The sequence below is a fragment of the Prevotella communis genome, from assembly GCF_022024115.1.
GTDB classification, from domain to species: domain Bacteria; phylum Bacteroidota; class Bacteroidia; order Bacteroidales; family Bacteroidaceae; genus Prevotella; species Prevotella communis.
Genome location: NZ_CP091792.1, coordinates 578,153 through 591,745, shown reverse-complemented (window position 1 = coordinate 591,745; position 13,593 = coordinate 578,153). Strand labels below are relative to the sequence as shown.

Below are 13,593 nucleotides of genomic sequence, written 5' to 3'. Positions count from 1 at the left end.
TATATATATGAGACTACAGTTTAACCTGGAATACCGCACGGGATTCGGTGAGCATGTTGCACTGAATTTTCTGGAAGATAACGGACAAGTGGACAGGCATGCCATGCAAAGCCTCGACGGACTGCACTGGCAGATAGAGATGAACTGCCTGAAAGATAGTGGTACCTATATGGACTACTATTATAGTGTGATGCGCGGCGAGAAAGAGATGCGCCATGAGTGGCTGACAGAGCCGCACCGACTGGAACTAGCTGCTGTGAAGGGGGCATACTATACCGTGAACGACCACTGGCTGGACATGCCAGAGGACAGTTATATGTATTCTTCGGCCTTCACGGACTGTGTGATGGCACGCAAACGCCAGTTGAGCACGAAGACAGAATACGACCACACCATCCGTCTGAAAGTACGTGCGCCACAGTTGCGCAACGGCGAGCGTCTGGCCCTGGTGGGCTCTGCGGATTACCTGGGTTGCTGGAACTGCGCCAAGGCCATGCCCATGGCCGAACATGAATGTCATGAGTGGGTGGCTAGTCTGGATGCCGACCGACTGCCGCAACGCACGGAATATAAGTTCGTGATACTGCCACTGGACCGCAAGCAGGCACTGACCGTGATCTGGGAGAACTGTGAGAACCGTATCCTAGAGAAGCCGGAACTGGTACAGGGACAGGTGATGGTGTATGAACTGCCGCAGGCCTGGTTCTCTATCCCGATGTGGAAGGGTGCCGGCACCGTGATTCCCGTCTTCTCCCTGCGCAGTGAGGGCAGCTTCGGCGTGGGCGACTTCGGTGACTTGAAGATGATGGTGGACTGGTGTGCCAAGACGCATCAGAGCATCCTGCAGATTCTGCCTATCAACGATACCGTGATGTCGCGCACCTGGCAGGACTCCTATCCCTATAATGCCATCAGTATCTATGCCCTGCATCCGCAGTATATGGACCTGCGACAGTTGCCCAAGATAAAAGACGAGGCACTCAACAGGAAATATGAGGAGATACGACAGGAGCTCAACGCCCTGCCTCAGATAGACTATGAGCGCATGAGCGAGGCAAAGATGGCCTATCTGCAGATTATCTTCGAACAGGAGCGTGCGGGACTGAAGCGCCGCGCCAGTTATAAGCAGTTCTTCGAGGCCAACCGTGAGTGGCTGGAGCCCTATGCCCGCTTCTGCTACTACAGGGATAAATTTGGCACGGCGGTCTTCTCCACCTGGCCCGAGAAACTGCCAAAGCCCGAGCAAAAAGTGCTCGACTTCTGGTATTTCGTGCAGTATCATCTGGACAAACAGATGCACGACGTGCATGTCCACGCCCGTAAACAACGCGTAATTCTGAAGGGCGACATCCCCATCGGTATCAGTCGCGACGGTGTGGAGGCATGGGTAGAACCGCGCTATTTCAACCTCAACGGACAGGCGGGTGCCCCACCCGATGCTTTCTGTGAGGACGGACAGAACTGGGGATTCCCCACCTACAACTGGGAGGAGATGTTCAAGGACGGCTGTTCATGGTGGGTACGCCGCTTCCGCAAGATGGCTGAGTATTTCGATGCCTACCGTATAGACCATGTTCTGGGCTTCTTCCGCATCTGGGAGATTCCCGTGCCCGAGAAGAGCGGCCTCTACGGACAGTTCCAGCCGGCACTGCCAATGTCACGTGAAGAGGTGGAAGCCTATGGCTTGCCCTTTGTGGAAGATCTATTTCTGGAGGATCATTATCGCAAGAATATGTGGCACCCACGTATCAACGCCACCAAACTGGAGGCATTCAAGCAACTCTCCGAAGGTGAGCAATGGCATTTCTGTCGGTTATATGACGACTATTTCTATCGTCGCAACAACCAGTTCTGGTATAACGAGGCCATGAAGAAACTGCCCCGATTGACGGAGGCCACCCGTATGCTGGTATGTGCAGAGGACCTGGGAATGGTGCCCGAATGCGTGGCATGGGTGATGAACGACCTGCGTATCCTTTCGCTCGAGATTCAGACCATGCCCAAGGAGTATGGTGTGCGCTTCGGTCATCTGCAGCGCAACCCCTACCGTTCGGTATGTACCTTCTCTACGCACGACATGCCCACGCTGCGCCAATGGTGGGACGAGGATGAGGAGCGTGCCCAGGAATACTACGAGACCGTGCTCCACATGGATGGTGAGGCACCGCATCCCCTGCCCGGCAAACTGGCAAAGGAAGTTCTATCACGCCATCTGCTATCGCCCTCAATGCTCTGTCTGATGTCGTTTCAGGACTGGATTGCTATTGATGAGAAGCTGCGTCTGCCCGACCAGAATGCCGAGCGTATCAATATCCCTGCCAATCCGCGTCACTACTGGCGCTACCGCATGCACCTGAACATTGAACAACTGCTCAATGCCGATGACTTTAATCACGAGGTGATGCTGCTTATTCAGCAAGGGAACCGTTCGACCACTTCAGCAGCCGCTTGTATTCCTTCTTGGTTAGACGCATAAACGAACCGTGCTGTGGAGCGGTGACGCCCTCGATATCCACAGGGTCGTGGAAATTGCGCAGGTTCTCGTCGGCCTTACAGATGCGATAGTGCTTAGGACGGTCGCTATACTGGATATAGGCCACGCGCCATGTCTTATCACCAATCAGCTGGAAGGCACTGGAGCCCTCGCATTTCTTCTTACCCTCAAAAGATACATAATCGTCCTCAATGGGCTCGCCCCAGCCGTAGGTCAGGTGGTCGCTGGTAGCAGTATAGATGCCAGGCTTGCCGCCTTCTTTCTTAATCAGCATGTGATATTTGCCATCACTGAGCAGATTGATATCGGCATCGATGGTAGCATAGCCCCAGTCGAACAGCAGTTTGGGCTGGGTTAACTTTGTAAAACTCTTGTCGGCATACGAGTAGTACATACGGTCGTATTTCTCCTCGGCACGGTTCCACATGGAGTAATAAATCATATAGCCGCCCTTGTCGCCATTCTCCCATACGTAGTCGGGGTCCCAGAAAATCTGTGGTGCCCACACACGGTTGATGGTGCTCCAGTCCTTATACACGCTCTCGGCCTCGGGATTAGAGAAGATGGTCACACCCTGGCGATAGTCGAAGCTCACGCTCTCCCAGTGGATCAGGTCCTTACTGGTGAGCAGGTCGATGCCGTAGTTGTCCCAGTCGTTCTGTTTCTTCAGTGCCTTGGTCATGGCATTGTTCATGTCGGTGGTGACCATGACGTAACCCTTTCCGTTCCATGAGCGGCAGATATAGGCATCTCGCTGGCCGCCCTCGATACGGGCATGCTCCTTGGGGTCCATCACGGGATTGCCTCCCTTGATATCCTGATAGTGATAGCCGTCGCGACTCACGGCAAAGGCCGTCCATTGACCCTTGTCGCTCATGTGACAATACAAATAACCATAATTGCCCTTTTGCGGATTCTGAGCCATTATGCCGAGCACTGCTGTCGTCAGCGCTACCAGTGTGATATAAAGTCTTTTCATCATCATGATATTTTTTGATGCTGCAAAAATACAAATATTCCCCGGATTATCCAAACAATACCACAAAAAAAGCCCCCCGTTGTAAACTCGACAACAGGGGGCGGATCGTGTTAAGGCTTGATATTATTACTTAATAACGACCTTCTTACCATTGATGATGAATAGACCCTTCAGAGCCTTGCTCACCTTCTGACCGTTCAGATTATAGATAACACCATCATTGATGCTACTCTTCACGGTATTAATACTTGTCAGTGTCTGTTCATCCTGCTCAGCATCGATGAAATAGATGTGACAACCATTTGTATTCTTTACGACGATGTCGAAAGCGTTGCCTTCGGGAACAACCCAAGTCTGCTCGGTGTAAGTCTTTGGAGCTGCGACAGCATTGCCAGCGGCATCCTTCAACTCTGTCTCACCTGCGAACAGCTGTACGCCACGAGCTTCAGTCAACTTGTGTGACTCAACACCCATCTTGATGGTGGTACCACCCTTGACAGCAGGGATAGTGAAGCACTCAAAGTTCTTACCACCCAGCCAGAGGTATGCAGGACCGGCGTAAGTTCCAAGACTTGTTGTAGGATAGTTCACAGCGATAGCCAGTGAACGGTTGCCTGCGAAGGTAGCACCAAACTGCAGGCCCTTCAACTCCTCGATAACTTCACCATTAGCGGTCAACTCGCCACCCTCGGCAATAACTGCCCAGAAGCAGTTGTCCTTAGTAGCCGCAGGAGCATCGTTACCAGCTTCGGCATCAGCTTTCTTCTCAACATCGCTCCAACCGGCAACCTTACTAGCAGCTGCATCGGCCTTCAGGTTGGCAACAGTAGCCTCGCTCCACTTTGTGAAGTTCCAAGTATGAACGGGTTCAACATGCTTGTAGATACCCTCAACCTTGGCAACAAGGGGAGCCTGGAAGCCACCGAAGAAGGTCATCATGCAGATTTGTGGCAGAATGCCATCTGCAGAAACACCGCACTTGGGATCATCGGCAAACACATACTTGAACTCGGTAGCACCGGCAGGAACATCAACCAGATCCTGGTTAGACCAGAATGCGAGATGCCATCCTGCAGCAACAGGCTCAGCAAACTTAATAACTACATAGTCGCAACCCTTTACATCGATATTCATCATCTTGATAGCAATGTTCAGATCGCCATTTACAGTATAGGTGTTATAGCCCTCACCCTCTACCAGTTCAGCACGTGTGAAGTCGTCGAGATCCTTACCCTGACTCTGGGCAATCTCTACGAGGCCATCGGCCAAGTTTGCCTTGTTGAACACAGATACAGCCTGTGCCAGTGCTTCCTTGGCAACGTCAACATCATCGATAGTTGTGGCATTAAGAGCAGCCTCAGCTTGACGGATTGCGGCAGCCAGTGCGTCGGCACCTTCCATACCCTCTGTCTCGATAGCCTTCACCTTCTCAATAGCAGTGCTCAACTCGTACTTAGCAACACTCAGCTTGTTGATAACCACCTTAATCTCGATATCTGACATCGGAGCAGACTTACCATCTGTATCAGCAACACGGAGGTCGCTCAACTTGATAGCGGCGCCGGCAGCCAGAGAGGCATCAGCCTTTACCTTGAAAGAGAAGAGGACACCATCCGTACCAGTAATCACAGTGTTTCTATTAGAACTCAGTACGAAGTTGGTATAGCCATCAAACTCCTTCACCTTGAAGCTCAGAGGAGACTGGGCACGGTCAGAACGGATGAACTTACCCTCTTCGCCTGCGATAATCTCCAAGCCGGCAGGAACAGTAACAGTACCTGAAACAGCAGCAACATTATCAACGCCCTCATTGCTCAGGGTGACATCAATCTGATACTCCTTGTTTAATTCTGCCTCCAGCATAGCGGGAGCCTCCATCTTACAAGAACCCAGACTAAGCATCGTCACTGTGCTTGTGGATGCAGTAACATTGTTGAGCAGATTGGCATTCTCGTCAGAAACAACGATCTCAGTCAGTTTAATCTGATGATCACCGTCCTTCAGCGTGGCGTCGGGTCTTACATTGAAAGTAATCACAGCACCACTGCCAACAGCCACATTCACGTCTGTTCCCACAATAACCAGCTTACCAGTAGCGGTAGAAGCATCAACATATGCATCACCACTCTTAATACGGTCTGTCTTTTTTGCTGAGTTAGGAACATATTCCAGACCTTCAGGGAGGTCTATAGTCACTTGCAGCTGTGTGGCAACTGCATTATTGTCAAGTATCAGTGAAACAGCCTTGCCTTCAGCACTTGTTATATCAGCTCTTGATACAGAAAAGTCCTCCAAATAGAGTTTCACTTGAGCGGATGAAATCACTGTCTGTGCCAAGAAGAGCAACATCAGCAGCATGCCTTTAGTCATCCGTTTTCTAATTGTCGTTATATTAATCATATTCATGAATTTTATTGATTAATGTATTAGAAATGAGGGTGGCAGCGATGCCGAGTGCAGCGAAGCTGCCACCCAACAATTACATTTTTAGAGAAGTGCGTGCTTACTTCACCACCTTACCGGTAGTACCATCAGCACGACGGATGATATTAATACCCTTCTTCAGACCGTTCTTCACACGTCCGCCGAGGTCGTAAACCTTCTGCTTCAGTGATTCAAAGGTGCTAACAGTATCGATACCAGTAGCATCATTGCCAATAGCGAAGCTACGAGTTACGGCATTAGCGTCAGAGAAGAGGATGTTCAGCAGTTCTGGTGTGCCTGTGCCCTCAACCTCGAGGTAGAGCACTGCGCCCTCATTGCCACTGAAGGTCTCACCCTTCACAGAAGAAGCTACCATGCGGATGCTGCCATCCAACTGTGTACGGCTGTAGAGCTTGTGGCTCTCGCCAGCACGGTCGCTCAACTGAGCACCTACCAACTTCATACCCTCTGGCAGTACCAGATCCATCTGGAATGCGGTGTAGTCGGTAACGTTGGCCAGGTTGACAGCGATGCGGTTTGTTCCCTGTGTCATTGTCAGGCTCTCGCCCTCCATCTTCTCGGCACGAGCGGCAGCATAGCCATTCCAGTCGTGTGTCAGGATGTAGTTGACAATGGCGGTCAGGTCACCAACCTCAATCACCTCATTCTGGTTGATATCGACATTCTGGAACAAGTCGCTATCACCGGCAGGCTGAGCAGTAGGATCGAGAATCATGTTGAGTACCTTCTGGTAGTCGAGCACGTTCACAGCCTTATCCTCATTAGCATCACCAAGCAGGCTGAGGTTATCTATTGCATCTGCAAGGTCAGTAATCTCCTTAGCAATAGCAGCTACAGTCTTCATCTGTTCTGCAAAGTCGGCATCACTGGTGCAATCCTTATAGAAGAATTTTCCATCTTCATATTTGACGTAATAGTAACCAAGTCCAGAAACATTGAGGAAGTATTGTGCTTCAACGTCGAATGAACCAACATACGTTTGCATAGAAGTGTAATATTCCTTCCACAGAGCCGTAATATGTTTGACGATATTAACCTTCTCAGCAATCACTCTTGCCCAAAGTGCATTAGAGTATGTATTTGCCTTGTACTTAACATTGATAACATTTGTGAGATCATCAGACAGTGCCTGTCTCTGCGCATCAAGTTCTGAGTAGGCACTATTATTAAGATAGTTCTGAATCAGAGACTCAATGTTGGCCTTATTAGCCACTGCAGAATTTTCTGTCAAAGACTTTGTCTTATTAGCATCTTCAATGGCTTTTGCAGCATCATTCAAATACTTCTGAGCGCCACCGGTTAGTTCGGGTTCTTCAGCATCGTTATACTCCTCAATACTATAAAGATAGGCATCACCAACATACTCGTATGTACCAACCTTAGCCTTAGCATCATTGATTGCCTTCTGGAGATCGTCAATTTCCTTAGACAGCTTTTCATAAGCCGTAGCGTTAGTAGTAAACTGATCCTGGTAACCCTTAATAGCATTGGCAACAGGAGTCAGAGCTGTCTTGATAGCATCGAGCTTAGCCTGATACTGATCCTTGTAGAACGAGATGTTATCCTCGCCCTGGATAGCAGCCTTGACATCAGCAATCTGTGCCTGGATCTCAGCGATAGCGTCAGAAATCTTCTTGTCGCCAACCTTCTGATCACCTACCCATGCATCGTTGCCTTCGAGTGAAGCAGTAGTCTCCAGAGTTCCAATCTGAGTATTGAAGTCAGCAAGTACGTCGGCATTAGCTGTGCTTGCATTAGCAGCGAGCAACTCAGTCTCCTTGTCGGCGATATCGTTCTGCAGCTTAACCAACTTAGCGGTAGCAGCCAAGATCTCGTCATACTGGATGTCATCTGCAGGCTTGTCGAGGTCCTCGATAGCGATAGCAGCAACAGCAGCCTCCAGATCGTCGATATCCTTCTTATAAGCAGTTGCTGTCTCGCCCAGACCATTAGCAGCCACATAAGCATTGTACTGGTTCTTCAGCTCGGTGATGTCGGCAGAAAGGCCTGTCTTCTCAGTACCAAAGGCAGTAGTCAGATATTCCTCGACATCGTTAGCATGACTTTCAATATAACCCAGTAATGTAGCTTTCTTTGCAACAGCAGTACCTGCCTCCTTATACTGTTTGGCAGCATCCTTACCCTGCTTTACCAAGCCTTCGAGTGTAGCGGACGAAGTGGCATACTTATAAGGAGCAATTGCAGCCTTAGCCTCAGTCAACTTATCCTCCAGAGGTTTAATTGCAGCCAGAATCTCTTCGTAAGCCTTGGCATTATCCTTATCGGCAGCAATAGCATTGTCAACTGCTTTCTGAGCATTGTCTGCAATTGTCAGGAATTCATCGAGGATACCAGCGGCTTCGTCACGATTTGCGAAATTCTTCTTCAAAGACTTTGCGTAAGCCACGTCGGTCTTCGTCTTATCATCCTTGTCGTCGTATGCCTTCTCAAGATTATCCAACTGAGTAGCCTTAACGTTGTTCACGTCGTCAGCAATAGTCTTCTTTTCGATGTCAGCCTTAATCTCTGCATACTTATCGTCAGCAGCCTTAATGCGCTTGTCGATATCCTTAGCAGCAGCAGCGTCCTTGTCGTCAGCCAGCATGTTGTCGATATCAGCCAAACCATCGATAGCAGCCTCAACGTCTGCGAGACTCCATTCATTCAGAGCTTTCTCACCAGCGGCAATCAAGTCCTCAACATCCTTGAAGGCATCCTTCTGGGCATCGGCATCGTATGCTTTGATAGCATTCTTAGCGGCAGACAGCTTGTCATTGAATGTATCCTTCTTGGGAGTCCATACATTGTCCTTAATAGCAGTCTTAACGGCATCCTTGAAGGTATTGAGAGCGGTTGTGATATTCTGCTGAATAGTGGTAGCCTGAGTGTTATAGTCGTCCACACTGAATACCTCAGGACTAACAGTAGCAACATAAGCAGCATTCTCTTTCTGTGTCAGAGTTGCAATGTCTGTCGGACAGCTATAGAGTGCTGCATCGAGATCAGCGGCAGCAGCATCTACAGCATCCTTGATGGCTGCATTGGTTGAGCTGTACTTAGCACGCTCCTCAACGGCTGTCTGATAAGCCTTTGTTGCCAGGTCAATAGTACCATCTACATGTTTACCATCCTTCTCGTAACCCATGAAGCTCTCGTGAGCAGCCTTATTGTCAGCAGTAACGAACTCGCTGTAAGATGCGTTCTGACGAGCCTTCACATCTTCGATACTTGCCTGGATAGCAGCGAAGTCCTTAGTACCGGCAACAGACTTACCTTCCTTATAGTTAGCCTCTACAGCCTCCTTATATCCAGTCAGTGTTACCTGGATAGAATCGAGTTCATTGAGCCAATCCTGCACCTTAGAACTAAGGTCGGTAGCAGCAATCTCTGTATAAGTATTGTTCCACAGAGTCTGAGTAGCATCGGCAGCTTTCTTCTGCTCGTCGTACTTCTTCTTATTGGCAATAGCATCGCTCTTAACAGCCTTCACCTTGGCGATAAGGTTAGTAATCTCTGTTACGAAGGCATCCTTAGTGCTTACAGACTTACGATCAGTCAGGTCTTTCTTCATGTTAGTGAGGATAGTAGCCTTCTTAGTAGCGTAGTCTTGCTGTAAACCTAAGTAGTAATCCTTGGCAGCTTCACCGCAAACTGCTGCAATCTCTGCTTCAGACAATGCAACGAGGTTATTTCCATCCGTCTTCGTGAAGATGGTGTCAGGCTGCAACTTAGCCATATTGTTGTCCACCAGAGCCTTGTAAGCCTCCCAGTTATCGCTCTCAGCCTTAGCTTCAGCCTTCAAGTTATTGATAGCCTGAGTGATTGTGGCGATAGAATAAACGGTGGTAACATCCTTATTATTTACCTTCTTGGTGACAGAGATGCTATTGTCCTTCCATGCACTACCCAGTGTTTCTGCAGCAGCAGAATCAGCGATTGCCGTGCTCATAGCTTCGATGTCGGCATCGATAGCGGCCTTCTTAGCAGTATAAGACTTGTCGGCAGCAAGTCCAGTCTCAAATACCTTGAAGTCTCCCTTCTTAGCTGTTGCATCATCGCTCACTGCAGTTTCGTTCGTTACATTCTTCAAGCTCTTCAGAGCAGCAAGTTCTGCAGCCTGCAAATCAGTAACAGCCTTTAATGCGGAAGTCTTAAGATTGCCATTAGCTTCCACCTTAGCCTTAATGGCAGGAGCAGCTTCCTCAAGAGCAGTCAGCTGAGCAGACAACTTAGTGTACTTAACGTTTAAGCCAGGAGCCTTCTCATCAGTATTGTTATAGACAAGGGTCTGGTCATTCTCGTGATACTTTAGAGACTTAATCTGGATAGTGTGCCAGTTGGTACCAGGCTTAGCCTTAGCCATACCCAGATTCAATGTTCCATCAGTTACTAAAACATTAGAAATAGTATATTCTCCGTCGGTGCCACCATCTTTCTTTGCAGTAATGAAAAGCTTTATATCGTTAGCATAAATGTAAGCAACGTCAGTAGCATCGCCACTTAGACCATCAAAACCACGATTCGGGGTAAAGTTGGCATTTGCACGAAGTGTCACATCGTAAATACCATTATCCAGACCCGTGACTTTTTGGCTCATAATATTACCAGTATTTTCCGTTGTCGACTCGTACTTTTCAACAATAGTCTGATCTCCAAATGGAGGAACAGAACCACCCCAAGCAGCAGCTTCTTTACTAACCTTATCTGTCTTGTCAACATTGGTTACTGCTGTCGGATCAAAACCATCATTGCTACCCTGCAGCGCGGTGAGAGCCTTCTCCAGATCACCAACCTCTGTTGCGACAGCACCGCTGGCCTTACCAGTGTTACCCAGCGTCGATTCATCAGTACCGATCTTATAGGTTGTCTTGAAGTCATCGATTTTCTTCCACAAACCAGTCTTTGGAGTGGCTTCTTTATTACCAATGCTTGTAGCGAGATCGGCTTTTGCCTTACCATTGGCAGCAACCCTATCCTCAACATTCTTTGCAAAGGTCTCAAGAGCTGTCTGCTGCTTGTTAAGGTCTGCCACCTTCTTAGCCAAGCCCTGAAGTACAGAAGCTGTATTAGCCTTCAGAGACTTAATCTTGAGGGTATGCCAGTTGGTACCAGCCTTAGCCTTACCTAAGCCCATAGTTAACACACCATCGCTGACAATGACATTTTCAATAGTATATGAACCATCTAAACCACCATTAACATGAGCAACAACTGGAGTTTGCTTTCCATTAGCAAAAACATAAGCAACATCAGTAGCCCCGTCAACCAAGTCACTTTCAAAGCCACGACCTGGAGTGAAGTTTGCATTAGCGCAAAGTTCAACAGTGTAGATGCCATTCTCGACATTCACTTTCTGTTGCATGATTACTCCAGTCTGAGCTACAGCATTTGCTGTGCCGTATGTTTCTGCAAATGAATTATCACCAGGACATGCCACACCACCCCAAGCACTTGCTGCTGTACTAACCTTTGCGGTATAATCTGTTGTCTCAGAACTTGGATTGATAGCATTCTTTGCATTAGCAACTGCAGCGTAATTAGCTTGAATTTCACCCTCAACGCCTTGGAATGCAGCAACATCAGCACCAAGCTTCGAAGCGTCCTTAGCGGAGAATGCCCCAATCTTATCATTCAGGGCTGTAAGAGAATCTGCCAATGCAGTAGCGTCGAAGCTATTCTGGTCGGCCTGAACGTTAGTCAGCAAAGTTGCAATGTCGGTAGTGATAGCTTCATCAGCATTGATGTCGAGCATAGCTGCCCAGTGCTCTGCACCAACTTTTTCCTGAGCAGTCTTAATAGCCTTCTTAATGTCATTGATACGCTTTTGAATCAGGTCGAGTTTTGTCTTATAGTCATAACCCTCAGCAGTATAGATTGCAAGATCCTTCACCTGGTCGCGAGCAGCGTCGAGATCTGTCTTGTACTTAGCCATAGCTGTCTGCAAAGCATTATACTTAGCAACAGCCTGCTTAGGCATACCATCAACAGCAGGCTCTGTAGTACCAGCATAAGTATCAATCAAATCCTGAATATCTTTGGTTTTCAGTGCTTCATTGAAGGTGCGTGCGGTACCTGTACCGTCTGCCTTATAGGCCTTAGCAGCATCACTTGTGAGTTTTGAAATCTTATTCTGAATGTCATTTACGTATGCTTCATAGTAGTTCTTTGCCTCATACAGACCATCGGTAGATTTCAATGCGTTGACAGCGGTCTTAGCATTATTCAAGTTGGTCTGCAAAGTAGCGATAGCCTCAGTTGTAGCCTTGTTGGCATCAAACTCAGCATTAGCTGTTGCCACCTTACTCTCCAGGGTGCTAAGCTTTGTCTCAGCAGCTTTCTGCTCTGTTGTAATGTCAAGACCTACCTGAGCAGCAGAGTTCCTAGCATTCTCAATCTTGGTGTTGAGTGCGTTAATTGCGTTCTCAGCCTCAGTCTTAGGCCAAGCGGTTGAAATATCATTAGACTTAGGTTTAACATTATCAAGTCGGGTCTGGAAACCTGTCACAATGGCATGCAAATCATCGTAGGCCTTCTGATTATCTACTGCCTTACCCTTCCATTTTGCAACGATATCACTAATCTGCTCCTCTGTAGGAATCTTTCCCTTATTTGTAACTTCGTCAGCAGCAGCGGTCTTACCGGTATAAGAAGCATAGCTGGCCTGAGTTGCCTCAGTGATCTTCTTATTAATGTTTTCATTCAGATCATACTTGGCTGTGTTTTCTTTCTCAGCATTACCAAGCAGATATGCAGCCTCCTTAATAAGAGCCTGCTCCAATTCTGTAACAGCAGCGTTGTACTTACCCTTGATGGTTGTGATAACAGCATTTACACGGGCGTAAGCCTGCTCATTCAGATAAGCAGCCTCAGCAGCAGCAGTCTTAGCATCCAAATCCTCAATCTCTTTCTGGATAGTAGACTTCTCCGCATAAAGTTTGAAGTTCACATAGTCATCATAGCTGGCTTCTGCATTTGTCTTGATATTACCAATCTTCAGGTTAATCCTTTCAAGAGAATCAGCATCCTCTTTCTTAGCAGCATACTTCTTGCCTAATGACTCGAAAGCATCAGAATATGCATAGCCATTAATCTTGGCAGCTAAAGTGGAAGACTGGCCCTTCAGCGCTTCAACAGCACCAGCAAAATCGAATGTCAGATTGATAAAGGGGGCACCAAACGTGAAATCAGCACCAGACTCCTCAGGATCGGTACTTTCAAGAGAAATTGCAACCTCAGTGATGCCTGTCTTTTTGGTCAGATCGATGACAACATTATTTTCATCATTATCACCCAGTTCTACTGCTGATGGACCAGCAGAGATGCGGCACTTTTCTTCGCCATCAACCTTAATCTTAACATCATAAACATTTGTTGTAACTATGCCCTTCAAAGCATACATACCAGGAGCAAGCGCAAATTTGCCAAGATCCAATTTGCCATTAGCAGACTGGAGTACCTGAGCATTAATTTGTGTTGCCTTCACATTAACGTCGGCTGCATTTGCCATAACTGGAATTGCGCCTAAAGCAATTACCGAGTAAACAAATTCTGTTCTCATAAGTTAGTCGTTTTTAAGTTAATAATTTTATAATATATTTAACACGTATCTAAACGCTAGAATTCGATATTAGATGGTACAGTAAAATGGTTAGTAATTCAGTTAAAGTGTCATTAA

4 protein-coding genes are annotated in these 13,593 nt (G+C 47.7%); 1 reads left to right on the top strand and 3 read right to left on the bottom strand.

Annotated features, from left to right (window positions below):
- Positions 1-7 precede the first annotated feature (7 nt).
- Positions 8-2,476: a 4-alpha-glucanotransferase gene (locus L6468_RS02375; RefSeq protein ID WP_237794758.1), complete on the top strand. Its 2,469-nt coding sequence runs from the start codon at positions 8-10 to the stop codon at positions 2,474-2,476.
- On the opposite strand, the gene L6468_RS02370 is transcribed toward L6468_RS02375, so the two are convergent.
- The 3 genes from L6468_RS02370 to L6468_RS02360 form a co-directional block, all read right to left on the bottom strand.
- Positions 2,409-3,473, bottom strand: coding sequence for a glycoside hydrolase family 43 protein (locus L6468_RS02370; RefSeq protein ID WP_237796634.1), 1,065 nt, complete (start codon positions 3,471-3,473; stop codon positions 2,409-2,411). The two genes, L6468_RS02375 and L6468_RS02370, sit on opposite strands and share 68 nt — an antisense overlap.
- Before the next feature lie 126 nt (positions 3,474-3,599).
- Positions 3,600-5,843, bottom strand: a complete 2,244-nt coding sequence (locus L6468_RS02365) for a COG1470 family protein (RefSeq protein WP_237794756.1) — start codon at positions 5,841-5,843, stop codon at positions 3,600-3,602.
- A 133-nt stretch (positions 5,844-5,976) separates the two neighbouring features.
- Positions 5,977-13,476 (bottom strand): hypothetical protein, encoded by a 7,500-nt coding sequence (locus L6468_RS02360; protein ID WP_237794754.1) that lies wholly within the window; start codon positions 13,474-13,476, stop codon positions 5,977-5,979.
- Positions 13,477-13,593: the final 117 nt, after the last annotated feature.